The sequence below is a fragment of the Pedomonas sp. genome, from assembly GCF_036515995.1.
In the GTDB taxonomy this organism is placed as follows: Bacteria; Pseudomonadota; Alphaproteobacteria; order Sphingomonadales; family Sphingomonadaceae; genus Pedomonas.
In genome coordinates this window covers 1-26,704 of sequence record NZ_DATBUP010000143.1, presented here as the reverse complement: position 1 = coordinate 26,704, position 26,704 = coordinate 1, and the positions used below count along the sequence as shown (strand labels likewise).

At 65.4% G+C, this 26,704-nt stretch carries 22 protein-coding genes and 2 tRNA genes; 13 read left to right on the top strand and 11 right to left on the bottom strand.

What is annotated here, in order from left to right; genetic code table 11:
- Positions 1 to 38: 38 nt before the first annotated feature.
- Both hslU and hslV read right to left on the bottom strand, forming a co-directional pair.
- On the bottom strand, positions 39 to 1,343 hold the full coding sequence (hslU, locus tag VIG90_RS11000) for an ATP-dependent protease ATPase subunit HslU (RefSeq protein WP_331593562.1): 1,305 nt from the start codon (positions 1,341 to 1,343) through the stop codon (positions 39 to 41).
- A 102-nt stretch (positions 1,344 to 1,445) separates the two neighbouring features.
- Positions 1,446 to 2,009 (bottom strand): ATP-dependent protease subunit HslV, encoded by a 564-nt coding sequence (gene hslV, locus VIG90_RS10995; RefSeq protein WP_331593560.1) that lies wholly within the window; start codon positions 2,007 to 2,009, stop codon positions 1,446 to 1,448.
- Positions 2,010 to 2,242: 233 nt separating this feature from the next.
- Between hslV and hisB the strand changes: the two genes are divergently transcribed.
- The 7 genes from hisB to VIG90_RS10960 all read left to right on the top strand — a co-directional run bounded on the left by hisB (position 2,243) and on the right by VIG90_RS10960 (position 7,424).
- Positions 2,243 to 2,842: an imidazoleglycerol-phosphate dehydratase HisB gene (gene hisB / locus VIG90_RS10990; RefSeq protein WP_331593559.1), complete on the top strand. Its 600-nt coding sequence runs from the start codon at positions 2,243 to 2,245 to the stop codon at positions 2,840 to 2,842.
- A gap of 36 nt (positions 2,843 to 2,878) precedes the next feature.
- Positions 2,879 to 3,535 carry an imidazole glycerol phosphate synthase subunit HisH gene (hisH, locus tag VIG90_RS10985; RefSeq protein WP_331593558.1) on the top strand — a complete coding sequence of 219 codons (657 nt, stop codon included), beginning with the start codon at positions 2,879 to 2,881 and terminating at the stop codon, positions 3,533 to 3,535.
- The gene (gene hisA / locus VIG90_RS10980) at positions 3,532 to 4,284 is read left to right on the top strand and encodes a 1-(5-phosphoribosyl)-5-[(5-phosphoribosylamino)methylideneamino]imidazole-4-carboxamide isomerase (RefSeq protein WP_331593557.1); all 753 of its coding nucleotides are present in this window, start codon (positions 3,532 to 3,534) and stop codon (positions 4,282 to 4,284) included. The genes hisH and hisA overlap by 4 nt, the downstream gene beginning before the upstream one ends.
- 2 nt (positions 4,285 to 4,286) lie before the next feature.
- Complete coding sequence (gene hisF / locus VIG90_RS10975) at positions 4,287 to 5,048, top strand: imidazole glycerol phosphate synthase subunit HisF (RefSeq protein ID WP_414695492.1); 762 nt, start codon at positions 4,287 to 4,289, stop codon at positions 5,046 to 5,048.
- Complete coding sequence (locus tag VIG90_RS10970; protein WP_331593556.1) at positions 5,045 to 5,371, top strand: phosphoribosyl-ATP diphosphatase; 327 nt, start codon at positions 5,045 to 5,047, stop codon at positions 5,369 to 5,371. Before hisF ends, VIG90_RS10970 begins: the two co-directional genes overlap by 4 nt.
- A gap of 19 nt (positions 5,372 to 5,390) precedes the next feature.
- Positions 5,391 to 5,777, top strand: coding sequence for a histidine triad nucleotide-binding protein (locus tag VIG90_RS10965; RefSeq protein ID WP_331593555.1), 387 nt, complete (start codon positions 5,391 to 5,393; stop codon positions 5,775 to 5,777).
- Between the two features lie 249 nt (positions 5,778 to 6,026).
- The gene (locus VIG90_RS10960) at positions 6,027 to 7,424 is read left to right on the top strand and encodes an amino acid permease (protein ID WP_331593554.1); all 1,398 of its coding nucleotides are present in this window, start codon (positions 6,027 to 6,029) and stop codon (positions 7,422 to 7,424) included.
- 432 nt (positions 7,425 to 7,856) lie between these two features.
- Here VIG90_RS10960 and VIG90_RS10955 read toward each other — a convergent pair whose 3' ends face one another.
- Positions 7,857 to 8,846, bottom strand: coding sequence for an adenosine kinase (locus VIG90_RS10955; protein ID WP_331593553.1), 990 nt, complete (start codon positions 8,844 to 8,846; stop codon positions 7,857 to 7,859).
- Positions 8,847 to 8,953: 107 nt separating this feature from the next.
- Here VIG90_RS10955 and VIG90_RS10950 point away from each other — a divergent pair, with 107 nt between their 5' ends.
- Together VIG90_RS10950 and VIG90_RS10945 are read left to right on the top strand one after the other, a co-directional pair.
- A complete protein-coding gene (locus tag VIG90_RS10950; RefSeq protein ID WP_331593552.1) occupies positions 8,954 to 9,673 on the top strand; it encodes an EI24 domain-containing protein in 720 nt (239 codons plus the stop codon).
- Positions 9,666 to 10,094, top strand: coding sequence for a hypothetical protein (locus VIG90_RS10945; protein WP_331593551.1), 429 nt, complete (start codon positions 9,666 to 9,668; stop codon positions 10,092 to 10,094). Before VIG90_RS10950 ends, VIG90_RS10945 begins: the two co-directional genes overlap by 8 nt.
- A 405-nt stretch (positions 10,095 to 10,499) precedes the next feature.
- On the opposite strand, the gene queG is transcribed toward VIG90_RS10945, so the two are convergent.
- The 6 genes from queG to VIG90_RS10915 form a co-directional block, all read right to left on the bottom strand.
- Positions 10,500 to 11,627 carry a tRNA epoxyqueuosine(34) reductase QueG gene (queG, locus tag VIG90_RS10940; RefSeq protein ID WP_414695493.1) on the bottom strand — a complete coding sequence of 376 codons (1,128 nt, stop codon included), beginning with the start codon at positions 11,625 to 11,627 and terminating at the stop codon, positions 10,500 to 10,502.
- Positions 11,624 to 12,295: a glutathione S-transferase family protein gene (locus tag VIG90_RS10935; protein ID WP_331593549.1), complete on the bottom strand. Its 672-nt coding sequence runs from the start codon at positions 12,293 to 12,295 to the stop codon at positions 11,624 to 11,626. Before VIG90_RS10935 ends, queG begins: the two co-directional genes overlap by 4 nt.
- A 149-nt stretch (positions 12,296 to 12,444) precedes the next feature.
- Positions 12,445 to 16,992 (bottom strand): glutamate synthase large subunit, encoded by a 4,548-nt coding sequence (gene gltB / locus VIG90_RS10930; protein ID WP_331593548.1) that lies wholly within the window; start codon positions 16,990 to 16,992, stop codon positions 12,445 to 12,447.
- Between the two features lie 47 nt (positions 16,993 to 17,039).
- Positions 17,040 to 18,476 (bottom strand): NAD(P)-dependent oxidoreductase, encoded by a 1,437-nt coding sequence (locus tag VIG90_RS10925; RefSeq protein WP_331593547.1) that lies wholly within the window; start codon positions 18,474 to 18,476, stop codon positions 17,040 to 17,042.
- Between the two features lie 240 nt (positions 18,477 to 18,716).
- Positions 18,717 to 19,523, bottom strand: coding sequence for an undecaprenyl-diphosphate phosphatase (locus VIG90_RS10920; protein WP_331593546.1), 807 nt, complete (start codon positions 19,521 to 19,523; stop codon positions 18,717 to 18,719).
- Between the two features lie 155 nt (positions 19,524 to 19,678).
- The gene (locus tag VIG90_RS10915) at positions 19,679 to 20,641 is read right to left on the bottom strand and encodes a complex I NDUFA9 subunit family protein (protein ID WP_331593545.1); all 963 of its coding nucleotides are present in this window, start codon (positions 20,639 to 20,641) and stop codon (positions 19,679 to 19,681) included.
- Positions 20,642 to 20,784: 143 nt separating this feature from the next.
- Here VIG90_RS10915 and VIG90_RS10910 point away from each other — a divergent pair.
- Positions 20,785 to 20,871: transfer RNA gene (locus tag VIG90_RS10910), tRNA-Leu, on the top strand.
- Positions 20,872 to 21,010: 139 nt separating this feature from the next.
- A tRNA-Leu gene (locus tag VIG90_RS10905) sits at positions 21,011 to 21,097 on the top strand.
- Between the two features lie 79 nt (positions 21,098 to 21,176).
- Here the strand turns inward: VIG90_RS10905 and VIG90_RS10900 are convergent.
- Together VIG90_RS10900 and VIG90_RS10895 are read right to left on the bottom strand one after the other, a co-directional pair.
- A complete protein-coding gene (locus VIG90_RS10900; protein WP_331593543.1) occupies positions 21,177 to 22,589 on the bottom strand; it encodes an MBOAT family O-acyltransferase in 1,413 nt (470 codons plus the stop codon).
- Positions 22,590 to 22,591: 2 nt separating this feature from the next.
- Positions 22,592 to 23,590: an SGNH/GDSL hydrolase family protein gene (locus tag VIG90_RS10895; protein WP_331593542.1), complete on the bottom strand. Its 999-nt coding sequence runs from the start codon at positions 23,588 to 23,590 to the stop codon at positions 22,592 to 22,594.
- A gap of 408 nt (positions 23,591 to 23,998) precedes the next feature.
- Between VIG90_RS10895 and VIG90_RS10890 the strand changes: the two genes are divergently transcribed.
- Entirely contained in the window at positions 23,999 to 26,137 is a 2,139-nt protein-coding gene (locus VIG90_RS10890; RefSeq protein WP_331593541.1) for a putative bifunctional diguanylate cyclase/phosphodiesterase, read from the top strand.
- A 154-nt stretch (positions 26,138 to 26,291) separates the two neighbouring features.
- The coding region (locus VIG90_RS10885) for a pirin family protein (RefSeq protein ID WP_331593540.1) at positions 26,292 to 26,704 on the top strand (413 nt) is incomplete at its 3' end.

Genomic DNA, 26,704 nt, shown 5'->3' with positions numbered 1-26,704 from the left:
CCCTCCTGCGGGAAAGCGAAGCTGCAAGGGGCCGGTTGTTAGAGAATGAACCGGCTGAGGTCGGTGTTGCTGGCGAGGCCGGAGAGCTGGCCTTCGACGTAGGAGCCGTTGATGGCGATGGTCTCGCCGGGCTTTTCGGTGGCGTCGAAGCTGATTTCCTCCAGCAGGCGTTCCATCACCGTTTGCAGGCGGCGGGCGCCGATGTTCTCAACCGAGTCGTTCACCTCGAAGGCGATGCGGGCGATGGCGTCGATGCCGTCGTCCGTGAAGTCCAGCGTCACCTGCTCGGTGGCCAGCAGCTCGCGGTACTGGCGGATGAGCGAGTTGGTGGGCTCGGTGAGGATGCGGCGGAAGTCGTCCTTCGTCAGGCCCTTCAGCTCGACGCGGATCGGCAGGCGGCCCTGAAGCTCGGGCAGCAGGTCGGACGGCTTGGCGACGTGGAACGCGCCGCTGGCGATGAAGAGGATGTGATCCGTCTTCACCGGGCCGTACTTGGTGGCGATGGTGGTGCCCTCGATCAGCGGCAGCAGGTCGCGCTGCACGCCCTCGCGGCTGACCGAGCCGCCCTGCACGTTGGAGACGGCGATCTTGTCCACCTCATCGAGGAAGACGATGCCGTTCTGCTCGGTGGTGCGGATGGCCTCGCGGGTGATCTCTTCCTGATCGAGCCGCTTGTCCGATTCCTCGGCGATCAGCACGTCCCACGCCTGGTTGACGGTCATCTTGCGGCGCTTGGTGCGGGGTCCGAGGGCCTTGCCGAGCATGTCGCCCAGGTTGATCATGCCGACGGACGTGCCGGGCATGCCGGGAATGTCGAACGTGGGCATGCCCGCGCCGGTGTCGGAAACCTCCAGCTCGACTTCCTTCTCGTTCAGCTGACCGGCGCGGCCCATCTCGCGGAAGCGCTCACGGGTGGCCGACGACGCATCCTTGCCGACCAGCGCATCCAAGAGGCGCTCCTCGGCGGCCTTCTCGGCGGCTTCGCGCACGCCGGAGCGGCGGGTTTCCTTCACCAGGCGGATGGCTTCTTCCACCAGATCGCGGATGATCGAGTCCACGTCCCGGCCGACGTAGCCGACTTCGGTAAACTTGGTCGCCTCGATCTTGAGGAAGGGCGCGTTGGCCAGCTTGGCGAGGCGGCGGCTGATCTCGGTCTTGCCGCAGCCGGTCGGCCCGATCATGAGGATGTTCTTAGGGCTCACCTCGTCGCGCAGGTCAGGGTGCAGCTGCTGACGCCGCCAGCGGTTGCGCAGCGCGATGGCCACGGCCTTCTTCGCGTCCTTCTGGCCGATGATGTAGCGGTCAAGCTCCGCCACGATCTGCCTGGGGGTCAGCTCCGCCATGGCGCGGGCTTCCGTGCCGCCGGACGCCGACCCGCTGCCGCCGGCACCGTTGCCACCAAAACCATTGCCGGACTGGGGCGTGTTGCTGGATTCGTACATGGTTTAACCCTCAATCTTCTCAATGGTCAGGTTGCCGTTGGTGTAGACGCAGATGTCCGCCGCGATGGCCATGGCCTTTCTCACGATGGCCTCGGGGTCCATGTCCATGTCCACCAGCGCGCGTGCGGCCGCCAGGGCGTAGTTGCCGCCCGAGCCGATGCCGATCACGTTGTCCGTCGGCTCCAGCACGTCGCCGTTGCCGGTGATGACGAGGCTGACGTTCTTGTCCGCCACCGCCATCATGGCCTCGAGGCGGCGCAGGTAGCGATCGGTGCGCCAGTCCTTGGCCAGTTCCACCGCCGCGCGGGTGAGCTGACCGGGGAAGCGCTCCAGCTTCTGCTCCAGACGCTCGAACAGGGTGAAGGCATCCGCGGTGGCGCCGGCGAAGCCCGCGATGACCGAGCCGTCGCCAATGCGGCGCACCTTGCGGGCGTTGCTCTTGATGACGGTCTGGCCGAGGGAGACCTGCCCGTCACCGGCGATGACGACGGAATTCCCCTTGCGCACGGCCAGGATGGTGGTGCCGTGCCACTGCGAGGCATCGAACGGGCTGGGCTGTTGGGACAAGGGGAAACTCCTCTGGAAAAGCGAGAGAGAAAATACGGTGAAGCGTTTGCAAGGCCGATATGGGAACTGCAACCGGGACTGAAAAGCCCCCGGCGCACCCCCGCCGCACACTGGCAAAGCACCGCCTCGCCTGCACGCAAGCCGGGCAATTTTATTACAGCTCCAGAGCAAAGCCAGAAAGATTTGGCGTATGGCGTGAGAGTCGCTATAGCCCCCAAGCAAGGAGCAAGGCGATGCGTACAGCAACTATTGAACGTAAGACCAACGAGACCGAGATCCGGGTTTCTTTGAACCTGGATGGCACCGGTCAGTACACGGTTTCGACCGGTATCGGGTTTCTCGATCATATGCTGGAGCAGCTCTCGCGCCATTCGCTCATCGACCTGACGGTCGAGGCCAAGGGCGACACCCACATCGACTTCCACCACACGGTTGAAGACAGCGGCATTGCCATCGGTCAGGCGTTCGCCAAGGCCATCGGCGGCATGAAGGGCATCACCCGTTATGGGGACGCGCTCATTCCGATGGACGAGACGCTGACCCGCGTGGCGCTGGACATCTCGGGCCGCCCGTACCTGATCTGGAAGGTGGAGTTCACCCGCGACAAGCTGGGCGACTTCGACACCGAACTGTTCCGCGAGTGGTTTCAGGCTTTTGCCTTTGCGGCAGGCATCACCCTGCACGTGGAGAACCTGTACGGCATCAACAACCACCACATGATCGAGAGCAGCTTCAAGGCCCTCGCCCGCGCGCTGCGCAAGGCGGTGGAGATCGATCCGCGCAAGTCCGACAGCGTTCCCTCCACCAAGGGCACGCTGGGCGGCACGCTTTGATGGCAATTGGCTGACCCCCACAGGAGAAACGGGCGCGTGGCTGAGACCCTTGTTCTGATCGATTACGGCTCCGGCAACCTGCGCTCCGCCGCCAAGGCGTTCGAGCGGGCGGCAGGCGATCTGGGGCTGGAGACGCAGGTGAAGATTTCCGGCGATCCGGACGCCATTGCGGGCGCTGACCGCATCGTGCTGCCGGGTGTGGGCGCTTATGGCCAGTGCACCACGGCGCTCCATGCCATCCCCGGCCTTGTGGAGGCGCTGCAGGAAGCCACCCACGAGAAGGGCCGCCCGTTCCTCGGCATTTGCGTCGGCATGCAGCTTCTGGCGACGCGCGGGCTGGAGCACGGCGCGCACAAGGGGCTGGACTGGATTGGCGGCGACGTGGTGCGGCTTGAGCCGGACGACGCCAGCCTGAAGATTCCGCACATGGGCTGGAATACGGTGACGCTGACCGACGGCGGCCGGAGCCACCCGGTATTCGGCAAGCTGCCCGACAACGGCTTTGCCTACTTCGTGCACAGCTATCACTACCGCGCCGCCGAGGAGGCCCACGTGCTGGGCCGCACCGAGTACGGCGGGCAGGTTGTGGCCCTTGTGGGCCGCGACACCATTATCGGAACCCAGTTCCACCCCGAGAAGAGCCAGGCCTATGGCCTTGGCCTGCTCAGTGCCTTTCTGGAGTGGCGTCCATGAGCGTATCCGCTTTCCGCATTTTCCCGGCCATCGACCTCAAGGGCGGGCAAGTCGTTCGCCTGCGCGAGGGGCTGATGGATCAGGCGACCGTGTTCGCCAACGACCCGACCGTACCCGCCGCCGACTTCGCCAAGGCGGGCGCACAGTGGCTGCATATCGTGGATCTGGACGGCGCGTTCGCGGGCCATGCGGTGAACGCGGCGGCGGTGGAAGCCATCCTCGGCACCTTCACCGGCAAGACGCAGGTGGGCGGCGGCATCCGTGACATGGACGGCATCGAGCGCTGGCTGGGGCTGGGCGTCTCGCGCGTCGTCATCGGCACGGCGGCGCTGAAGAACCCGGAGCTGGTGAAGCAGGCCGCAAGGAAGTATCCGAACCAGATCGTGGTGGCGGTGGACGCCAAGGACGGCATGGTAGCAACCGACGGCTGGGCCGCGGTTTCCGACGTGACCATTGCCGAGCTGGCCAACCGCTTCGAGGACGCAGGCGTTGCCGCCGTGCTGTTCACCGACGTGGGCCGGGACGGGTTGCTGAAGGGCGTGAACCTCGAGGCGACCGTGAAGCTGGCCGAGGAGACCACCCTGCCGGTGATCGCCTCCGGCGGCGTCGCCGACATCTCGGACATCGAGGCGCTGGTGAAGGCGGCGGGCACCACCAAGGGCAAGCTGGAAGGCGTGATCACCGGCCGGGCGATCTATGACGGCCGCCTGAAGCTGGAAGACGCCCTGGCGCTGGCGAAGGCGGCATAACCATGCTGACCAAGCGCATCATTCCCTGCCTTGACGTGAAGGACGGGCGCGTCGTGAAGGGCGTGCAGTTCGTCGACCTCATCGACGCGGGCGATCCGGTGGAGCAGGCCAAGGTCTATGACGCCGCCGGCGCGGACGAGCTGTGCTTCCTCGATATTACGGCGTCTTCCGACAACCGGGGCATTCTGCTGGACGTGGTGGCCCGCACGGCGGAGGCCTGCTTCATGCCGCTGACCGTGGGCGGCGGCGTGCGCACAGCGGAGGACGTTCGCCGCCTGCTGCTGGCGGGCGCGGACAAGGTTTCCATCAACACCGCCGCCGTCAACCGGCCGGAGCTGGTGAAGGAACTGGCCGAGCAGTTCGGCAGCCAGTGCATCGTGGTGGCTGTGGACGCCAAGCGCGTGGAAGACCACTGGGAGATCTTCACCCACGGCGGGCGCAAGCCGACCGGCATCAATGCGGTGGACTTCGCCCGTCAGGTGGCATCGCTGGGGGCGGGCGAGATCCTGCTGACCTCGATGGACAAGGACGGCACCAAGAGCGGCTTCGACAACAGGCTGGTACGCGCCGTCTCTGACGCCGTGCCGGTGCCGGTGATCGCCTCGGGCGGCGTCGGCACGCTGGACCATCTGGTGGACGGCGTGGTGGAAGGCGGCGCGAGCGCGGTGCTGGCGGCCTCCATCTTCCACTTCGGCACCTACACCGTGCAGCAGGCCAAGGCGCACATGGCCGCCGCCGGCATTCCGGTACGGATCACGACATGACGACGACGCCAGACTTCCTCGCCGAGCTGTACGCCACCGCCATGGCGCGCAAGGGGGCAAGCCCGGACAGCAGCTACGTGGCGAAACTCTACGCCAAGGGCCGCGCCAAGATCGCGCAGAAAGTGGGCGAGGAAGGGCTGGAGACCGCACTGGCGGCCGTGGGCGGCAGCCGGGACGAGGTGATTTCCGAGTCCGCCGACCTGCTCTTCCACCTTGCCGTGCTGTGGGCGGACTGCGACATTTCCCCCGAAGACGTGGCCGCCGAGCTTGAGCGCCGGAAGGGCACGTCGGGTCTTGTTGAGAAAGCCAGCCGGAAGGCCTGACAGGAAGGGATGATTGATCATGGCGGTTGATGCACGCGCGCCCTACGACACCAGCAACATCTTCGCCCGCATTCTGCGCGGCGAGATTCCGTGCAAGAAGGTCTATGAGGACGACTTCGCCCTCGCCTTCCACGACATCAACCCGCAGGCCCCGGTTCATGTGCTGGTGATCCCGAAGGGCGAATACGTCTCCATGGCGGACTTCACCGCCAAGGCCCCGGACACGCTGGTGACCGGCTTCTTCCGCGCCGTGGGCAAGGTGGCCGAGGAACTGGAACTGGTGGAGGGCGGCTACCGCATCCTCGCCAACGCGGGCACCAATTCCCACCAGGAAGTGCCGCACCTGCACGTGCACATCTTTGCCGGCGCACCGCTCGGCCCCATGCTGGCCAGCAAGATCTCCTGAAGCTAGCGCGGTTTGCGTAGTCGTACTTTCACGATGGCAGGAGGCGTTGCTCCCTGCCCCGAAGACGCGCGGCTTTCCCAGAACTTCCCAAGGACTTTTCACATCCGGAATAACCGTCAGGCGGGGACTTTTTTAGACCCCTCCTGACGAATGTTGAAATTTTGTGTCTTTACGCCGTCGCTGTCCTCGTTAGCTTGGGGTCCACAAAACAGACTAAGCAACAACCCCCTCCGGGGAGGAGACGGAAACATGAACTGGCGGGTCAAACCGCTCGAGCAGATCATCGAGGGCGCGGGCCGCAAGAGCCTGCACCGATCGCTCGGCGCATTCCAGCTCACCATGCTTGGAATTGGTGCAATCATCGGCACCGGCATCTTCGTACTGACGGCCGTGGGCGCTGAACGCGCCGGTCCCGGCCTGATGCTGTCCTTCATCATCGCAGGCACGGTCTGCGGTTTCGCCGCGCTGGCCTACTCTGAACTGGCGTCCATGGTGCCTGTGGCAGGCAGCGCCTACACCTACTCCTACGCCGTGCTGGGCGAGATCGTCGCCTGGCTGGTGGGATGGTGTCTCATCCTTGAATATGCGGTGGCCGCGGCCGCCGTGGCCGTCGGGTGGTCCGGCTATGCCGTGGGCTTCCTCAATTCCATCGGAATGGGGCTGCCACAGGCGCTCACCGTCGGCCCGCACGCGGGCGGCATCATCAACCTGCCGGCCGTGTTCATCACCGTGGTCGTCAGCGCGCTGCTGATCGTCGGCACCCGTGAGAGCGCCTTCGTCAACGCGCTGCTGGTCACCATCAAGATCATCGCGCTGGTGGCGTTCATCGTGCTGGCCGGTCCGCATATCGAGCCGGAGAACTTCCAGCCGTTCATGCCCATGGGCTTCTCGGGCGTGATGGCCGCCGCGGCGCTGATCTTCTTCGCCTACGTGGGCTTCGACGCGGTCTCGACCGCCGCCGAGGAAACCAAGGACCCGAACCGCAACGTGCCCATCGGCCTCATCGCCTCGCTGGTGGTCTGCACCCTGTTCTACGTGCTGGTGACCGCCGGCGCCGTGGGCGCCCTGCCGTGGCAGCAGCTCATCGGCAACACCGAGCCGCTGGCCCACGTGCTGCGCGTGCTGGGCTATACCAGCGTGGCACAGCTGCTGGGCGTGGCCGCCATCGTCGCCATGCCGACCGTGATCCTGATGATGCTGTTCGGCCAGACCCGCATCTTCTTCGTGATGGCGCGTGATCGCATGCTGCCGGACTTCTTCGCCCAGGTGCACCCGAAGTTCAAAACGCCGCACATCGTCACCATGATCACCTGCGTGTTCGTGGCAAGCGTGGCCGGCTTCTTCCGGGTGGACGAAATCGCGGAGCTGTCCAACACCGGCACGCTGTTCGCCTTCATCTGCGTGTCGATCGGCGTGATCGTGCTGCGCTACACCCAGCCGGACCGTCACCGTCCGTTCCGCTGCCCGACCGTGTGGCTCGTGGGCGGCGGCTCGGTGATCGGCTGCGTGTACCTGTTCATCAGCCTGCCGATCCACACCATCGAACGCTTCTTCGCATGGGTCGCCATCGGCGCGGTCGTCTACGCGCTCTACGGCTACCGCCGCAGCCCGCTGCGGGAAGGCGCTTCAGCCAACGAAGCCGCCTGAGCCGCGCGCTGGACGCGCTGAAACGTACTGAACGGGAAAGGCCGGCGTGGAAACACACCGGCCTTTTCTTTTGGGGGCTCCGAGTTTCGGAAAGCTTCTCTTTGCAGGGGGTCTATAACCCCCTGCACCCCCTATTCGTAATGCAAGGGCCGTGGTTCAAGCGTTCGCTGGAGATCGGGGGTAAGTTGACAGGGAATGACAGGGCCGCGCCCTGCCCTGATCGGAGCGACTGCTCCTTAAAATCATTCAAAGTGATACGAGCATGGGAGGCGAGCCGGAGGGGGAAGGCTCCCGAACCGGGGACGTGGTTCGGCCCGGCCAAACTTTCGGGAAAAGACAAAGGCCGCGCCCTCTGTGCAAGGACACGGCCCTGAAAACGAACGGGGTGCAGGGGACCGAGTCCCCTGCAAAGACCCCTTAAAACCAGAATGTTCACCCCAGACGGGATGCCACCAGTGCCTTCAGGTCGGCCTCCGGGCGGGCACCGACGTGGCTGATGACTTCGCCAGCGGCGATGCAGCCCATGGTGGCGCAGTCGGCGAGCGGACGGCCCGTGGTGTAGCCGTGGAGGAAGCCGGCGGCGAAGAGGTCGCCCGCGCCGGTGGTGTCCAGCACCTTGACGCCGGGGATGGCGGGGACGGCGTGGCGTTCGGCCCCGTTCAGAACCCATGCGCCCTTCTCGGAGAGGGTGACGGCGGTGACGAGGCAGTCCTTTGCGGCCTGCGCGGCGGCGGCTTCCAGGTCCTCGGTTTCGTAGAGGGATTTGATCTCCGCCTCGTTGGCGAAGAGGATGTCCACGTGGTTGCGGACCAGTTCGAGGAATTCGGCGCGGTGGCGGTCGACGCAGAAGCTGTCGGACAGGGTGAAGGCCACCTTGTTGCCGGACGCCTTCGCGATGGCGACGGCATCGAGGATCGCCTGCTTGGCCTCGGGCGCATCCCACAGGTAGCCCTCGACATAGATGACGTTCGCGCGCTGGATCTGCTCGGCGTTCAGGTCGGCGGAGGTCAGGCGGGTGGAGGCACCGAGGAAGGTGTTCATGGTGCGCTGGCCGTCCGGCGTGATGAAGATGAAGCAGCGCGCCGTTGCCAGACCGTCCGTTGCCGGGGTGGTCTTGTATTCCACGCCCTGGGCGCGGATGTCATGGGTGAAGACCTCGCCCAGCTGATCGTTGCGGACGCGGCCGATGAAGCCGACGTTCGAGCCCAGCGCGGCAAGGCCCGCCGCCGTATTGGCCGCCGCGCCGCCGCTGATCTCGGTGGCGGGGCCCATCTTGGCGTAGATCGCCTCGGCCTCGGTTTCGTTGATGAGCTGCATCGCGCCCTTGGTCATGCCGTTGTCGGCAAGGAAGGCGTCTTCGGTCCGGGCCAGCACATCGACGATGGCATTCCCGATGGCGAGCACATGAAGGCGGTCGGTCACGCTGGTCCTTTCAGATTCGGTGAGGCGTTTCTTCCCTCTGGGTAACGGCAGGACGGGCCGCGGGCAACTGTTGACGGCAGCGCTGCGCTGGGTCATCCCTATAGCTTATGCTTCGCGCCTTCACCCTTGCTGCTGCCCAGCTTCCGGACAAACGGTTCCTGCGGGTGTTCTTCGCCGCCACCGCGCTGGCGCTGGTGCTGTTCGGCCTGATGTGGTGGGGCTCGAACACGGGGCTTGCCTCCCTCTCCACCACCGGCTGGCCGGACTGGCTGGCCCGCATCTGGGTGTGGATGGACAACGCGCTGGCCATCCTCGGCCTGCTGGCCGCGCTCTACTTCCTGTTTCCCGCCGTTGCCACCGGCATCATGGCGCTGTTCCTCGACAGCGTGGTGGATGCGGTGGAAGACCGGCACTACCCCGCCGCCCGCGCGCCCCGCGCCCCCAGCCTGATGGAGAACGTGTGGCTTGGCGTGCGCTCCTTCCTGCGGCTGGTGGGCTACAACCTGCTGGCGCTGCCGCTCTACATCTTCCTGCTGTTCACCGCGATCGGCCCCTTCCTTCTGTTCATGGCGATCAACAGCGCGCTTCTGGGGCGGGACATGATCGAGATGGTGACGATCCGCCACCTCGACGCCAAGGCGCGGGAGGAGTTCCGCTCCCGCAACGGCTGGCCGATCCTGCAGGTGGGGCTGGTGACCGCGCTGCTGTTCCTTGTGCCCGTTGTGAACCTGTTCGCCCCGCTGATGGGCGCGGCCATGGCCACCCACACCTTCCACCGCGTGCGCGGCGACGCCCCGCTTCCGGAGACCGGCCCCACCCATGACTAGAAGACGTTATCTGTGGCTGCTGGCCCTGCCGCTGCTGGCCGCCTGTACCCCGACCACGACCGCCACCAGCACCCGCCCGGCCACCGCGCCCGCCGCCCCCGCGCAGCCCGCGGAGGACGCCGCCGCCATTCAGGCGGACCCGCCGCTGGGGCAGGTGCTCGGCAAGCCGCCCGAGTCCGTGCTCGCGCTGTTCGGCTCCGCCAGCCTCGACCGCGCCGAGGCCGATACCCGCCACCTGCAGTTCGGCGGCAGCCCCTGCATCCTCGACGTGTACTTCTACCCGGAGGCAGACGGCGCACCCGCCACCGCCCGCCACGTGGAAGCCCGCATGATCGACGGCAAGGACGCCAGCGCCGGTGACTGCGTCACCCGCCGCCTGCGCGACCTGGAACAGGAACGCACCGCCCAGCAGGTGTCGTGAGGGGTTTCCCGGCTTTTTTTTGAATTTCAGGTTTGTTTGCAGGGGGATCTTAATCCCCCTGCAACCCCCTGTTCGTTTGAACGGGCCGTGTTTCCGTGCGCTCGGGAGATGGAGCTGGAGAACTGGGCCGCGCCCGGCTCGACCTGTTTCGCGAGTGCTCCTTACAATCATTCAAGATATCGGAAGCGGCGGCGCAGAGACTGGGGGGAGGAGGTAGGGGTTTGGAGAGTTAGGGGTTTGGGGAATGGGTAAGGCCGGGTGCGGCCCTGTTCCCCTGCCCTGTAAAGTCCCTGTCCTGCAAAGCTTCCGCCTTCCAGTGAGCGCCTGAAACGCGGCCCGAAAACGAACGGGGTGCAGGGGACTGAGTCCCCTGCGAAACAAACCTTCAGAAAAACCAGAAAGCCGTCAGGCCACCCACTCGCGGGCGACGTCGGGGTCGGTTTCGGTGGGGAGGCGTTTTTCGCGTTCCTGCGTGATGTCGGGCGCGGCGGCGAGTTGGCGGAAGGCCCAGACGGCGGTGGCGCGGACGACGGGTTCGGGGTCGTCCAGCAGGGGGCGGATCTGTCTCAGCAATGCGGGCGCGGCGCTGTTGCCGGCGGCGACGAGGGCGTTGCGGACGAAGCGGTTGCGGCCGACGCGCTTGATGGGGGAGCCGGAGAAGACCTGGCGGAAGGCGGCGTCGTCCAGTTGCAGGAGGTCGGCGAGCGCGGGCGCGGTGAGTTCGGCGCGGGGGGCGAAGGCCAGCTCCTGCGCGGCCTCGGCAAACTTGTTCCACGGACAGACGGCGAGGCAGTCATCGCACCCGTAGATGCGGTTGCCGATGGCCTTGCGGAATTCGGTGGGGATGAGGCCCTTGTTCTCGATGGTGAGGTAGGAGATGCAGCGGCGGGCATCCAACTGGTAGGGCGCGGGGAAGGCCTGTGTCGGGCAGGCGGTCTGGCAGGCGGTGCAGCGGCCGCAGCGGTCCGCGTGGGGCTGGTCGTACTCCAGCTCCGCCGTGGTGTAGATGGCCCCGAGAAACAGCCAGCTCCCGTGCTCTCGCGAGACGAGATTGGTGTGCTTGCCCTGCCAGCCCAGACCGGCGGCACGGGCGAGCGGCTTTTCCATGACGGGGGCGGTGTCGACGAACACCTTCACGTCCGCCTGAGTGCCGAGCTTGGCGGTGCGCTCGACGAACCAGCGGGCGACCTGCTTGAGGCGGCGCTTGATGAGATCGTGGTAGTCAGACCCCTGCGCATAGACGGAGACGACGCCAATGTCAGGGTTCTCGGCATGGCGCAGCGGGTCGAGCCGGGGGGCGTAGCTGGTGCCGAGCATGATGACGGAGCGCACCTCGGGCCAGAGGCCTTGCGGGCTTTCGCGGTGGTGGAGGCGCTCTTCCATCCAGAGCATGTCGCCATGGCGGCCTTCGGCCACGAACTGGCGCAGGCGGGCGGAGGCTTCCGGGCAGGCGTCAGCGGGCGCGATGCCGATGGCGCTGAAGCCGGCGGCGATGGCCTCGGCCTTCAGGGATGCGGTGAGATCCGAGGTCAGAAGTCGAGTTTCTCGTAGTAGCTCGGCGGCGCGAGGTTGAGCATCCGTTCGGTCAGGAACGGTCGGAAGCTCGGGCGGGACTTGATTGCCGAGTACCATTGCTTCGCCTGATCGTGCGTTTTCCAATCGATCGCGCCCAGATAATCTACCACGGAAATGTGCGCGGCGGCGGTCATGTCAGCGAGGCTGAATGTGGCCCCGCCCAGCCAGCGGCGGTGGTCCAGCAGATACTCGATATAATCGAGATGGTGCTCGATCGCCTGATGGGCCTGCCGCAGCAGATGGGTATTGGGCGGCTGCTGTGCAATGAGGCGGTTGTACATGCGCTCCTGAAGCAGGATGACGCCGACTTCCGCGAAGAACTTCTGGTCGAACCAGGAGACGACGCGGCGGACCTCCGCCCGCTCCAGCGGACCGGAGCCGAGCACGGGGCTTTCCCGCACCGTTTCCTCGAAATACTCGATGATGGCGGTCGAGTCGCAGAGCACGCACTCGTTGTCTTTCCAGACGACGACCGGCGTCTGCCCGGCCGGGCTGATCTCGAGGAAGCCGTCACGCCCCTGCCACGGGAATTCCTCCACAAGTTCAAAGCTTACGCCCTTCTCAGCAAGGGCCAGCCGAACCTTCCGGGAGAATGGACAAAGAGTATATTGATAAATCCGCCACATAGGGGGTCCAACATAGCCGCGCGTTCGCGCGGCGGGAAGGGTACGTAATGCCTCGCCCCTCCTTATCGCGCAATTCTTTATAATACGGCAAAGGGCGGGAGCCGCGCCGGTGCGTCTCCCGCCCTTTCTGATGTGCCTTCGGGTGGCCGTTACTCAGCCGGAATGCTGAGCGGGGCCGCCTCATTGTCGTTCAGCGGATGGGCGATGCGGCTGACCATCTCCTTCGGGCAGACCTGCCAGAACCGGGCGCGGTCGCGCTCCCAGTTGTGGAGGATGTCCGCCGCCCACTTGGAGCCGGTCTCGGCCGCATGTTCCTCAATGAGCGCCTTCAGCACGCCTTCCCAGTGGCCGGAGGCCAGACGCTGGTAGACGACCGATTCGTCGTTCACGCGGTTATGGAAGTCATCGAAGCGGTCGAACACGAAGGCCATGCCGCCGGTCATGCCCGCGGCGAAGTTGTCGCCGACGCCGCCCAGGATCACCGCCGTGCCGCCGGTCATGTATTCCAGACCGTTGGCGCCGCAGCCCTCGACCACCACGGTTGCGCCCGAGTTGCGGACCGCGAACCGCTCACCGGCCTGACCGGCGGCGAACAGCTTGCCGCTGGTGGCACCGTAGAGGACGGTGTTGCCGATGATGGTGTTGTCCTGCGACTCCAGCGTGCTGGAGACGGTGGGACGGACGACGATGGTTGCGCCCGACAGGCCCTTGCCGACGTAGTCGTTGGCATCGCCGAACACTTCCAGCTTCAGGCCCTGCACCGCGAACGCGCCGAGCGACTGGCCGCATGTGCCGCGCAGGCGCACGGTCACGTGGCCGGGCTGGAGGCCGGTCATGCCGAACTTGCGCACGATGGCCGAGGAGAAGCGGGTGCCGATGGCGCGCATGGTGTTGCGGGCCGTGTAGGTGAGCTGCATCTTCTCGCCGCGCTCGAACACCGCCTGGGCATCGGCCAGCATCTGGGCGTCCAGGCTGTCCGGCACCGGGTTGCGGTAGGTCGGGATGTTGAAGCGGCGCAGCTCCTGCGGGGCATCTGCCTTGGCGAGGATCGGGTTGAGGTCGAGATCGTCGAGGTGCTCTGCACCGCGGCTGATCTGACGCAGCAGCTCGGTCCGGCCGACCACCTCGTTCAGCGAGCGCACGCCGAGGCGGGCGAGGATCTCGCGGACTTCCTCGGCGATGAAGCTGAACAGGTTGACCACCTTCTCGGGCGTGCCCTCGTACTTCTTCCGCAGCGCCTCGTCCTGCACGCAGACGCCGACCGGGCAGGTGTTGGACTGGCACTGGCGCACCATGATGCAGCCCAGAGCCACCAGCGACAGGGTGCCGATGCCGAACTCTTCGGCGCCGAGGATGGCGGCGATCACGATGTCACGGCCGGTCTTGAGGCCGCCGTCCGTGCGCAGCTTCACCCGGTGGCGCAGGCCGTTCAGGGTAAGCACCTGATTGACCTCCGACAGGCCCATTTCCCACGGCGTGCCCGCATACTTGATGGAGGTCTGCGGAGACGCGCCGGTGCCGCCGACGTGGCCGGAGATGAGGATGGCGTCAGCGTGCGCCTTGGCGACGCCCGCCGCGACGGTGCCGATGCCGGCCGAGGAGACCAGCTTCACGCACACCCGCGCATCCGGGTTGATCTGCTTCAGGTCATAGATGAGCTGGGCCAGGTCCTCGATCGAGTAGATGTCGTGGTGCGGCGGCGGCGAGATGAGGGTGACGCCCGGCGTCGAGTGACGCAGGCGGGCGATCATCTCGGTGACCTTGAAGCCCGGAAGCTGGCCGCCTTCGCCGGGCTTTGCGCCCTGTGCGACCTTGATTTCCAGCTCCTCGCAGGCATTCAGGTATTCGGCGGTAACGCCGAAGCGGCCCGAGGCCACCTGCTTGATGGGCGAGTTGGCGTTGTCGCCATTGCCGTAGGGCTTGTAGCGGACGGCATCCTCACCGCCCTCGCCCGACACCGACTTCGCGCCGATGCGGTTCATGGCGATGGTCAGCGTCTCGTGCGCTTCAGGAGACAGCGCGCCCAGCGACATGCCCGGGGTGATGAAGCGCTTGCGGATTTCGGTGATGGATTCCACCTCCTCCAGCGGCAGCGTGTCCTTTGCCCAGTTGAACTCCAGCAGGTCGCGCAGGGCGATCGGCGGGAGATCGCGCACGCCGCGCGAGAACTGGAGGTAGGTCTGGTAGCTGTCCGTCGCCACCGCCGTTTGCAGCAGGTGGATGAGCTGGCCCTGATAGGCATGCAGCTCGCCGCCGGCGCGGTAGCGGTAGAGGCCGCCGACCGGCAGGGTCACGACGTCTTCGTTGAACGCCTTCTCGTGCTTCTCGGTGACGTTGCGGTAGATGGAGGTGAGGCCCATGCCCGAGATCTTCGTCGGCATGCCGGGGAAGAACTCGTTGACCAGCGCGCGGGACAGGCCGACGGCCTCGAAGTTGTAGCCGCCGCGATAGGACGACACGACCGCGATGCCCATCTTGGCCATGATCTTGAGCAGGCCGTCATTGATGGCCTTGCGGAAGTTGGCGACGCCTTCCTCATAGCCGATCTTGCCGAACAGGCCGCGCTTGTGCCGGTCCGCGATGGCTTCCTGCGCCAGGTAGGCGTTCACCGTGGTGGAACCGACGCCGATCAGCACCGCGAAATAGTGGGTGTCCAGGCACTCGGCCGAGCGCACGTTGATGGAGGCGAAGGTGCGCAGGCCCTTGCGGACGAGGCTGGTGTGAACCCCGGCCGCCGCAAGGATCATCGGCAAGGCGACGCGGTCCTTCGAGACGCCTTCGTCCGTCAGGAACAGCTGGCTCTTGCCCGAGCGCACGGCGCGCTCCGCCTCGGCACGGATGCGGGCGATGGACTCCTTCAGCCCTTCCGGCCCGGAGCCGTAGGGGAAGGTGCAGTCGATGACCTGGGCGTTGTCGCCGAAGTGGGCGAGCAGGGCATCCCATTCGCCATTGGTGATGACCGGGCTGTCCAGCACCATCACGTCCGGCTGGCGCGCATCGCGGTCCAAAACGTTCGCGAAGTTGCCGAAGCGGGTCTTCAGGCTCATCACGCCGCCTTCGCGCAAGCTGTCGATCGGCGGGTTGGTGACCTGGGAGAAGTTCTGGCGGAAGAAGTGGCTGAGGCAGCGCGGGTTGTCGGAGATGACGGCCAGCGGCGTGTCATCGCCCATCGAGCCGATGGCTTCCTTGGCGTCTTCGACCAGCGGATGCAGGATCAGCTCCAGATCCTCCAGCGTGAGGCCGGCGGCCACCTGACGCTGGCGCAGCTGCTCGCGCTCCAGCTGCACGGGCTCGCTGCCGCCTTCGGGGCGCAGGTCCGCCATGGTGGAGAAGCCCTTCACCCAGTCCGCATAGGGCTGCTCGGAGGCGATGCGGTCCTTGATGGCGGCATCGTGGTAGAGCTTGCCTTCGTCGAGATCGACGGCGACCATCTGGCCCGGCCCGAGGCGGCCCTTCTCCTTCACGGCGACTTCCGGCACCAGCACCATGCCCGCTTCCGAACCGGCGATGAGCAGGCCATCGGTGGTGAGGGTGTAGCGCATGGGGCGCAGCGCGTTGCGGTCAACGCCGGTGACGACCCAGCGGCCATCGGTCATGGCGAGCGCGGCGGGGCCGTCCCACGGCTCCATCACCGAGTTGAAGAAGGCGTACATCTCGCGGTGCGGCTCGGGCATGGACGGCTTGTTGGACCATGCCTCCGGCACCATCATCAGCTTGGCCGTCGGGGCATCGCGGCCGGCGCGCACGATGGCCTCGAACACCGCGTCGAACGCTGCGGTGTCTGACGCGCCCGAGGGGATGACCGGCTTGATGTCTTCCGAGTATTCACCGAAGGCGAGCGACGCCATGCGGATCTCGTGCGACTTCATCCAGTTGGAGTTGCCGCGGATGGTGTTGATCTCGCCGTTGTGGGCGACCATGCGGAACGGCTGGGCCAGCCACCATTGCGGGAAGGTGTTGGTGGAATAGCGCTGGTGATAGATGGCGAAGCGCGACACGAAGCGGTCGTCCGTCAGGTCCGGGTAGAACACCGACAGCTCTTCGGCCAGGAACAGACCCTTGTAGATGATCGAGCGGCTGGACAGCGAGCAGACGTAGAAGCCGCTGATCTGGGCCGCGACGATCTTCTTCTCGATGCGGCGGCGGATCAGGTACAGCTGACGCTCGAAGGTCGCCTGATCTTCGTCGTCACGCTCGGAGTAGATGAGGATCTGCTCGATCTCCGGGCGGGACAGCGCGGCCTTCTGGCCGATGACCGAGGTGTTCACCGGCACCTGACGCCAGCCGTAGATGCCGTAGCCGAAGTCGATGATCTCAGACTCGACGATCTGGCGGCAGGTTTCCTGATCGCCCATGTTGGCGCGCGGCAGGAAGATCATGCCGACGGCGAAGTGGCCGGGGCGCGGCGTGTGACCGGTGTTCTCGATGTGCTGCTCGAAGAAGACGCGCGGCAGCTCCAGATGGATGCCCGCGCCGTCGCCGGTCTTGCCGTCAGCATCCACCGCGCCGCGGTGCCACACGGCCTTCAGCGCGTCGATGGCGGCGGTGACGACCCGGCGGGACGGCTTGCCGTCCACCGCGGCGACGACGCCGACGCCGCAGGCATCGTGCTCTTCGTCCTTGCGATAGAGGCCCACGCGCTCCAGCCGCTCACGCTCGGCTTCCATCTGGGCAACGATATTGGTCTGTTCGGTCATGTGGCGCTCCTGTGCGCTGAAATCTTCTTAGGCCTTGCTCGCCGGGATCAGGCGGCTTTTGCTGCGACCTGCGCCGCCAGATACTCGTGCATGCTGCGGGCGGCATCGCGGCCATCGCGAATGCCCCACACCACGAGGCTGGCGCCGCGCACGATGTCACCAGCGGCGAACACGCCGTCCAGATTGGTCATCTGGGTCTGGTGATTGACGCGGATGGTGCCCCAGCGGGTGACGCCCAGCTCCGGCGCGCTGAACAGAACCGGCAGTTCCTCCGGCTCGAAGCCCAGCGCCTTGATGACCAGATCGGCCTCCAGACGGAAGGAGGAGTCCGGCTCGGGCTCCGGCATGCGGCGGCCGGTGGCGTCCGGCGTGCCGAGGCGCATGCGGTAGGCCTGAACGGCTTCCACCTTGCCCTCGCCATGGAAGGCTTCGGGAGCGGCCAGCCACACGAACTCGACGCCCTCTTCTTCCGCGTTCTTCACCTCGCGCACCGAGCCGGGCATGTTCTCGCGGTCACGGCGGTAGAGGCACTTCACCGACTTGGCACCCTGGCGGATGGCGGTGCGCACGCAGTCCATGGCAGTGTCGCCGCCGCCGATGACGACGACGTTCTTGCCGGCGGCGTTCAGCTTGCCGCTCTCGAAGTCCGCCACGGTGTCGCCCAGCGACAGGCGGTTGGAGGCGGTCAGGTACTCGAGCGCCGGGACGATGCCCTCAAGGCCCGCGCCGGGGCCGCGCAGGTCACGGCCCTTGTAGACGCCGGTGGCGATGAGCACGGCGTCATGCTTTTCGCGCAGCTGGTCGAGCGTTGCGTCCTTGCCGACCTCGAAGCTGGTGTGGAAGACGACGCCGCCGTCCGCCAGACGCTGGGTGCGGCGCTGCACCACGTCCTTCTCCAGCTTGAAGCCCGGGATGCCGTACATCAGGAGGCCGCCGGCGCGATCGTGCCGGTCATAGACGTGAACCTCGTAGCCCTTCAGGCGCAGCTGCTCGGCAGCGGTCAGGCCCGCTGGCCCTGCGCCGATGATGGCGACGGACTGGGAGGAGCGATCCGCCAGCGGGACGAGCGGCTTGACCCAGCCGTTATCCCAGGCGGTATCGGTGATGTACTTCTCGACCGAGCCGATGGTGACGGCATCGAAGCCCTTCTCGATGACGCAGTTGCCTTCGCACAGGCGGTCCTGCGGGCAGATGCGGCCGCAGATCTCCGGCATGGACGAGGTGGCCGAGGAGACCTCGTAGGCTTCCTCGAGGCGGCCCTCGGCGGTGAGCTTCAGCCAGTCAGGGATATTGTTGTGCAGCGGGCAGTTGACCGCGCAGAACGGAACGCCGCACTGGGAGCAGCGCGAGGCCTGCTCGGTGGCCTTCTCTGCCGCGTAGCTTGCGTAAATCTCGTTGAAGTCGCCACGGCGCTCGGTTGCGGACCGTTTGACCGGGTAAGCCTGTCCGATGCTGACGAACTGCAGCATTTTGGATTTGGCCATTGTGCGACTCCCGTTTCTCACAAGCAATAAAAGGTCGCCCGGCGCTGCCGCCGGGACAGGTGATTGCTTGATTACAGAAATCGAAAACCGCGATAAAGCGAAAAATGCGATTTAGGTCAGCATTATTGACCTAAAAAGAAATTATTTTGTGATCCACCTCTAGTTTCGACTCCGGTCCCGGGTGGTTCTGCACCACCCCGGAACCATATAGTCTCAAATCGGACCTATTTTCTGCCAGGCTCAATACCCGAGCGCCAGCAGGCCGAGCGCAAGGCTGCCGATGACGATTCGGTACCAGGCGAAGGGGGCGAAGCCGTGCTTGCCGACGAAGTTCACCAGCGAGCGGACCACAACCAGCGCCGAGATGAAGGCGACGACGAAGCCAATGGCGATGGACGCGCCCTGATCGAAGTTCAGCACGTCCCACTGCTTGTAGAGGTCATAGACCGTCGCGCCGAGCATGGTGGGCACGGCGAGGAAGAAGGAGAATTCCGCCGCGGCCTTGCGGTCCACGCCCATGAGCAGCGAGCCCATGATGGTTGCGCCCGAGCGGGAGACGCCCGGCACCATGGCGAGACACTGGACGAGGCCGATGCGCAGGGCGAGGCCGGGCGTGAAATCCTCCACCCGGTGGAAGCACACCTTCTTCACCATGCGCTCGATGATCAGGATGAGGATGCCGCCGATGACCAGCGCCCACGCGACGCCCCACGGATTCTCCAGCAGCGCCTTGATGTTCTTGTAGGCGACAACGCCGATGAGGGCGGCGGGCAGGAAGCCCAGCAGCACCGCCGTGGTAAAGCGCCACGCGTCCCGGTCTTTCCGCACGAGGCCGGTGGTGACCCAGGCCAGCTTTTCCCGGTAGGCGACGCAGATGGCCAGAATCGCACCGAACTGAATGGCGATCTTGAAGGTGTTGCCCGCGTCTTCAAAGCCGAGGAAGTGACCGCCCAGCACCAGATGGCCGGTGGACGACACAGGGATGAACTCCGTCAGCCCTTCGACCAGGCCGAGCAGGATGACTTTAAGCAATTCGGTGAATTCCACGGGACCTCCGGTTCGCGCAGCTGCGTGTGGCCGCCGTGTTTAAACCACGGACCTTGGCCGTCCAAGGTCACAATGAAAAAAGCCCGCCCTCCCACGGCGGGGAGGACGGGCCTGATTCTTGCCCCGGACCGATGCCGGGGCAGAGCTTGAAAAACTTAGCCGTTCGTCGCGGTGGCGTCCGGCTGGGAGAAGCGGCCCTTGGGGCGGTAGCGCACGAGATAGCTCGGCGCGATGGCCTCGATGGAGACGGGGGTGATGCCGAACGCCTCCAGACCGTGCGAGCCTGCGGCGGGCACGTTGTCCTTCTGGAGCATGAGCAGCTGATCGGTGGTGATGGGCGCGTTGGGTAGAATGCCCAGCAGCTTGGCCTGCACCTTCGCCAGAGCGTCAGGAACGTTGACCAGATCCTTTTTGCAGAGAATCTCGTCACGCACGTAGGTCATGATCTCGCGCATGGTCATGACCCGCGGGCCCGCCAGCTCGAACGTCTGACCGGCGTAGCGCTCCGGATCGCAGACGGCGGCGACGGCGGCCTCGGCCACGTCACCCACATAGACCGGCTGGAACTTCGTCGCGCCGCACACGACCGGCACGACCGGCAGCATCTTGATGAGACCGGCGAAGCGGTTGAGGAAACCGTCTTCCGGGCCGAACAGCACGGACGGGCGCAGGATGGTCGCGCCGGGGAACGCCTCGCGCACGGCCGATTCGCCCAGGCCCTTGGAGCGGGCATAGCCGGCCTTGGACTGGGTGTCCGCGCCGATGGCGGAGATGTGCACCAGCGAGCGCACGCCGGCCTCACGAGCGGCGCGGGCGATGTTGGCCGCGCCGTCGACGTGAACGGCATCGAACTTCTGCGCGCCGGCCTCGGCCAGGATGCCGACGAGGTTGATCACGCCGGTGGAGCCGGCCACGGCCCGCGCCACCGACTGGGGATCACGCACGTTGGCCTGCACCAGCTGGATCTGGCCGATATGCCCCAGGGGCTTCAGAAAGGCGGCGAGATAGGGCTCGCGCACCGCCACGCGCACCCGGTGCCCCTGCGCAGCAAGCCGCTGCACCACATAGCGGCCCAGAAAACCGGACCCGCCGAACACCGTGTACAAACCATACGCCATCGAATTGCCTCCGGGAGAGACTGAAAGAAGTTGCCGCCCTTTTGCCCCACAAAAATTCTGATGACAACGTTGTTGACAACCTCGGCGGACACCCTTAAACGCCTGCCTCGCACTTGAACGCATCAAGACTTTCTTAGCCCCGTGCCCAGGTGGCGGAATTGGTAGACGCACTAGCTTCAGGTGCTAGCGCCTTCACGGGCGTGGAGGTTCGAGTCCTCTCCTGGGCACCATCGCTTCTTCGGGAAGCGACGCTCTCTCGATCAGGGATCGCCCGATCAGAGATGGAGCGAAGCGGTTGAGAAAGAAGACAGCGGCACAATCTACCAATTGTGATCCGGGGTCTGGATTTTGAGAATGTTCGATGCCTGTGCCCAGGTGGCGGAATTGGTAGACGCACTAGCTTCAGGTGCTAGCGCCTTCACGGGCGTGGAGGTTCGAGTCCTCTCCTGGGCACCACTCTTCTCCTACAGTTGATGATGACCACACCGGCGAATTGAGTTCGCGCGGTGTGTTTTGCCGTCTGCGTTCCGCCGCTTCAGAACTGCGCGTAGATGAAGCTGGCGGTGGCATCCGGCAGGGCGAGGAACAGGAACAGGCCCGCGCCGACGACGGCCGCCTGCACATAGGCCGGCGAGGAGACGAAGCGCCTGCGCATGGCCTGCGCCCAGACCGGCGGGGTGAAATGCACCGCGAACGACAGCAGCAGCACCAGAAGACCAAGATCGCTCACCGGCACTTCCATGTTGCCGACGTTGGCGAACGCCCGGACATAGGCGGCGGCCCCTGCCAGATCTGGCGTGCGGAACAGGATGCGGGCGAACGAGACGATGGCGAAGGTGAGCGCGATGCGCCCGACCAGCTCCGCCCCGACAAAGGCTTCGGTGAGCCCCCGCGCCTTGCGAATGCCGCGCCGGAAGCGCTCCCACCCTACCAGCGCACCGTGGATGAGGCCGTAGATCACGAAGTTCCAGCCCGCGCCGTGCCAGATGCCGATGCAGACGAACGTGACCAGCAGGTTGAAATAGACATTGCCGCGCTTCGAGCCGCCGATGGAGAAGTAGAGGTAATCCCGGAAGAAGGACGACATGGTGATGTGCCAGCGCTGCCAGAAGCTGGACACGGTCGCTGCCAGATAGGGCCGGTTGAAGTTGGAGGGCAGCTCCAGCCCCATGCAGCGGGAGACGCCGCGCACGATGTCCGTGTAACCGGCGAGGTCGAAATAGATCTGGAAGCTGTAGGCGAAGACGGCGATGACCAGAAACAGCGTGCCGTGGCTGGCGGGGTCGGCAAAGGCGAGATCGACGATGTGGTTGGCGAGAATGTCCGCAAAGATGAGCTTCTTCGCCAGACCCTGCAGAATGAGATAGAGCCCCGAGGCCGCCTGCGCGCCGTTCGCCACCCGGATGGGGCGGTCAAGCTGAGGCAGGAACTGCCCTGCCCGCACGATCGGCCCCACCAGCAGCTTGGGAAAGAAGCTGACGAAACAGGCCAGATCAAGGAAGCGCGCCGGTCGCTCTAGCGTGCCGCGGTAGAGGTCCAGCGGGTAGGACAGGGCCTGGAAGGTGTAAAACGAGATGCCGATGGGTAGCACCAGCCCGTCCAGCCAGCCGCCGAGGCCAACCGGACTGCCCTCAGGCGCAAGGCCGAGCGCCATGACGGGCAGATACTTGTAGAAGCACAGGGGCAGCAGGCCGACAAGGATGCCGACGCCGAGCCAGCGCTTCTTCTGCTTCCTGCTTTCGGCCCGGTGAACGCGGATGCCGACGGCGTAGCTCAGCACCGTGAGGAAGGCGAGGATGAGGACGAAGCGCAGATCGTAAGTGGCGTAAAAGTAGAGGCTGGCACCGATGAGCAGCAGCTTCTTCAGCTTCTCCGCCCGGCCCAGCGCCAGCAGCGCCGCGCAGACCAGACCGGCGAACAGGAAGAACTCGATGGATGTGACCGACATGCTCAGTTCAGCCTGCTTGCGAGGTAACGATCAAGCGCCTCAGCCACCAGACGCTCCCCCTCGGGAGTGAAGTGGGACGAGTCGACGAACACGGCGCTGCCGCCGGGCACTTGCGCGCGAATGTCGAGAAACGTGAAGCCGTTGGCCTTGGCCACGGTCTGCTGGATCAGGTTGAGCCGGTCCGTCACCGCGTACAGGCCGTTCAGGTCCAGACACTTGTTGTAATAAAGCGCGAACGCGCTGAGGTCCTGCTGCTCGGCAAGCGGCATGTTCCGGCGATATGAGCTCAGGCTGGAGACGAACACCAGCTCGATGTTGCGGTGCCGCGCCGCGCGGGCCAGCTCCTCCACATCCTTGCGGTAGGCGTCGATTGCGGCCGGGCTGACCTGATTGGCACGGCGCAGACCGGTGCCGCTGGCCCGGTAGGAAGAGCGCAGAGCGATGGTGTTCTTGCGGATCAGCTCAGGAATGAGCAGCCACGACGGCAGGGCCGGATGGGGAATCCGCACCGCGCTGGCAGATGGTGGCGCGCTGGCCTTGCACAGCTTGGCGATGTCATTGAAGCCGGTATAGACGAACACGAGGCGCGGCTTGAGCGGGGCCACCACCTTTTCCAGCATCAGCCTCATCTGGTGGACGGTCAGCCCGGAGATGCCCGCATTGACCACATTGACCGGACCCGGATGGCGCTTGCCGAGCAAACCGGCCAGCTTCTGGGAGAACGTCATGTCGTTGGTGCGGGCATAGGCCCCCGCCACCGTGGAGGCACCAATGACGGCAAGGCGCAGCTCACCGGGCAGGAGGCTGGGCGTTATGGGCGGACTGCGCAGGCCGTACTGATTGGTGCGAATCTCCATTTTCGTGCCGCGAATGACAGTATTGGGCGGGTATAGCCGCAACCCGTCAACGACGATGGAGCGCACGGCCTGCTCGTCCTTGGGCTTGAAGATGCTCTCGCCCGTTTGAAGATACGCCCTGCCCTGAAGCAGAACCTCAAGCAAAAGCAGACCGGCAAGCGTCAGGACGATGGCGAACCACCCGCTTCGCCACCTGTATTTACGCGCGCTTACTGATAATTGCGGCTCTCTGGTCCGCGTTTCAACATACGCCCCCAACTCCATGGCCCTGCCCCTGTAGCCCCCCGACAACGGGCAGATCATAACTAGTCTTAATAAAATAGTCATCTCTTGACTGTTTAATCTCACAGACTGCTCTACTTCAGAATACTTTAAATATTTGTCCGTACATTTTGATGCACGTTCCTTGTTTCAATCTGTATTTCGATAAGACTTGCGCTTCAGTACGCCTCGTTCAAAACTCCATCTGGCGTTCCAGAGCCGCTGAACCAGTGTGCAGCCAAGCGTTTCAGCATAGCTCACCGACGTATGCCCACAGTGGGATGAGTACGCATGGGTTTGTTGCGCTTTTACCAGGATGCCCCTGACGCCCCTGATGTCCGTGGCGGTTCGGATCGCCGCGACTACGGCCTTGGCGCCTCTCTTGCGGCGGGCCTGAACCTGCTGCCACAGCCGCTCTGGATCGTACGGGCGGGCGACGGGCGACCGGAATTCTTCAATGCAGCGTGGTGCGCCTTCACAGGCGCAACGGTTGAGGACGGCATGGCGCAGGGCTGGTTCCGCTGGATCAGCCCGGAGGACCGGGACCGGCTGCGCAGCCGGTGGGGCAGGACCTACCGGACCGGCACCCTGGACGACATGACATGCCGCCTGATGGCATCTTCAGGCCAGGCGCGCTGGCACAAGCTGCAGGGCCGCGCCGAGCACGACGGCACCGGCGCGCTGGTGCGGTGGTTCATCAGCGCCACGGACATTCATGCGGAGACGGTGCAACTTCACGTGGCGGAGCAAAGCTCCCGCCTGCGCAAGGACATGCTGGATGCCAGCGTTGACTGCATCAAGATCATCGACCCCTCCGGCACGCTGACCCACATGAACCGCTCCGGCTGCCAGGCCCTGCTGGGCGTTGAGGAATGCGCCGAGGGTTTCGGCATGCCGTGGCTGGAGCTGCTGCCGCCATCCGCGCGCAACCGCGGGCAGCGGGCGCTGGACAATGCCCGCCGGGGCCGGACCGCGCGGTTCGGCGGCATGAGCGTGCGCCCCGGAGGCAAGCCTCAGTACTGGGACAATGTGCTGACGCCGCTGAAGGACGCAGACGGCACCGTCACCTCGATCCTGTGCGTCTCGCGCGAGGTGACGCTCCAGCGCGAGACCGAGCGCCGCCTGCGCGTTGCCAGCGACACGGACAGCCTGACCGGGCTCCTGAACCGGCGGGCGTTCACGCACAAGCTCCGGCGGCTGATCAGCAAATCACGGCAGGCGGGCCGGCAGATCGGCCTGATGCTGACCGACCTCGACCACTTCAAGCATGTCAACGACACGCTCGGCCATCAGGCGGGCGACCATCTGCTGCGTGTGCTGGCCGCGCGGCTGAAGTCATGCGTGGGGGATGCGGGCATCGTGGCCCGTCTGGGCGGCGATGAGTTCGCCATCGCCGCGATCGGCATCGAGTCCGACGCCGATCTGCGGGCGCTGGCGCAGCGGATCCTGGCCCTGACGTCAGGCCCGATCACGTATGCGGGCCACGAGCTGGGCACCAGCATGAGCATTGGCTGTGCCCTGATGCCGGGCGATGCCGCGGACCTCTCCGGCCTGCTGAAATGCGCCGACACCGCGCTGAGCGACCTGAAGGCGGGCGGGCGCGGCGGCATTCGCCCCTTTACCGCCCACATGAGGGCTGCGGCGGAACGGGTGGCGAGCCAGCTTGAGCGCGCCCGCCAGCTGGCGCGGGACAGGGCCGTCAGCCCCTGTTACGAACCGCGCGTCAACCTGAGGGACGGCACCATCACCGGCTTTCAGGCGCGGTTGCAGTGGCAGAACCCCTCCGGCAACCTGCTGCTGTCCGATGCGCTGGAGACCGCCTTTACGGATTACAAGCTGGCCACCAGCCTCAGCCGCATCATGTACGACAAGATTCTGGCCGACATGGTGCGCTGCCGCGAGGCGGGCCGGACGCTGCTTCCAGTCACCTTCCGGGCGCGCATGGTGGAGTTCCTGCGCGACGAACTGGCCGATGATCTGCTGGAGCGCATACGCGCCTTCGATGTCTCTGCGGCCCTGATCGAGCTGGAGATCACGGAACAGGCGCTGTCCGAACGGGGCTCGGAACTGGTTATGAAAGCGCTTGGCAAACTGAAGGACGCGGGCGTGCGCACCATGCTCGGCAACTTCGGCACCGGCCAGTCCTCCCTCATCCGGCTGGGGCACTATCCGGTGGATGCGGTGAAGATCGACCCCAGCCTGATCAGCCGTCTCAGCTTCGATGGCAAATTCCAGGCGATCGTGCAGGCCATCACCACGCTGGCCCCCAGCCTCTCGCTCGACATTGTGGCGGAAGGCATCGAGACCGAGGAGCAGCGCCGGCTGCTGCAGAGCCTTGGCTGCGACCTCGGCCAGGGACCGCTGTTCGGCAGGACCATGCGGGCAGAAGGCATGATGGAGCTGCTGGCTGGATACAAGGCCAAGGAATAGTCTGGACGGGCCTCGCCGGCCACAAATCGGAAACTCTGAATTTCGATTGTCGCGGATTACGAAACGAGTTGGGGCGCTTATCTAGACATCAAGCGAGCCGCATCCGCGCAGGGCACCATCCCCCGGCGCAAACCGGCGGCTCAGGAGGTGTCTGATGATCGAGCTTCGCCCGTTTGACAGTTTGGGCCATGCCAACCACGGCTGGCTGGATGCCCATCATCATTTCTCGTTCGCCCGCTACTTCGACCCCGCCCGCGAAGGCTGGGGCCGGCTGCTGGTGTGGAACGACGATACCATTGCCGCAAAGGCCGGCTTTCCGCCGCACCCCCACCGGGACATGGAGATCATCACCTACGTGCGCAAAGGTGCGATCACCCACCAGGACAGCGTGGGCAACACCGGCCGCACCGAGGCGGGCGACGTGCAGGTGATGTCTGCCGGGACCGGCATCGTGCACTCCGAATACAACCTTGAGCCCGAGGCGACGCAGATCTTCCAGATCTGGATCGAGACGGACACGCCCGGCGCCGAGCCCTCGTGGGGCGCCAAGCCCTTCCCCAAGGGCGA

What these genes read in the sequence shown, in the direction of transcription:
- gltB (WP_331593548.1), bottom strand. Translation starts at nt 16,992, where the DNA reads ATGACCGAACAGACCAATATCGTTGCCCAGATGGAAGCCGAGCGTGAG.
- VIG90_RS10900 (WP_331593543.1), bottom strand. Translation starts at nt 22,589, where the DNA reads ATGTCGGTCACATCCATCGAGTTCTTCCTGTTCGCCGGTCTGGTCTGC.
- VIG90_RS10915 (WP_331593545.1), bottom strand. Translation starts at nt 20,641, where the DNA reads ATGGCGTATGGTTTGTACACGGTGTTCGGCGGGTCCGGTTTTCTGGGC.
- hslU (WP_331593562.1), bottom strand. Translation starts at nt 1,343, where the DNA reads ATGGCGGAGCTGACCCCCAGGCAGATCGTGGCGGAGCTTGACCGCTAC.
- VIG90_RS10890 (WP_331593541.1), top strand. Translation starts at nt 23,999, where the DNA reads ATGGGTTTGTTGCGCTTTTACCAGGATGCCCCTGACGCCCCTGATGTC.
- VIG90_RS10935 (WP_331593549.1), bottom strand. Translation starts at nt 12,295, where the DNA reads ATGTGGCGGATTTATCAATATACTCTTTGTCCATTCTCCCGGAAGGTT.
- VIG90_RS10965 (WP_331593555.1), top strand. Translation starts at nt 5,391, where the DNA reads ATGGCGGTTGATGCACGCGCGCCCTACGACACCAGCAACATCTTCGCC.
- VIG90_RS10950 (WP_331593552.1), top strand. Translation starts at nt 8,954, where the DNA reads ATGCTTCGCGCCTTCACCCTTGCTGCTGCCCAGCTTCCGGACAAACGG.
- hisB (WP_331593559.1), top strand. Translation starts at nt 2,243, where the DNA reads ATGCGTACAGCAACTATTGAACGTAAGACCAACGAGACCGAGATCCGG.
- hisA (WP_331593557.1), top strand. Translation starts at nt 3,532, where the DNA reads ATGAGCGTATCCGCTTTCCGCATTTTCCCGGCCATCGACCTCAAGGGC.
- VIG90_RS10970 (WP_331593556.1), top strand. Translation starts at nt 5,045, where the DNA reads ATGACGACGACGCCAGACTTCCTCGCCGAGCTGTACGCCACCGCCATG.
- VIG90_RS10945 (WP_331593551.1), top strand. Translation starts at nt 9,666, where the DNA reads ATGACTAGAAGACGTTATCTGTGGCTGCTGGCCCTGCCGCTGCTGGCC.
- VIG90_RS10960 (WP_331593554.1), top strand. Translation starts at nt 6,027, where the DNA reads ATGAACTGGCGGGTCAAACCGCTCGAGCAGATCATCGAGGGCGCGGGC.
- hisF (WP_414695492.1), top strand. Translation starts at nt 4,287, where the DNA reads ATGCTGACCAAGCGCATCATTCCCTGCCTTGACGTGAAGGACGGGCGC.
- VIG90_RS10925 (WP_331593547.1), bottom strand. Translation starts at nt 18,476, where the DNA reads ATGGCCAAATCCAAAATGCTGCAGTTCGTCAGCATCGGACAGGCTTAC.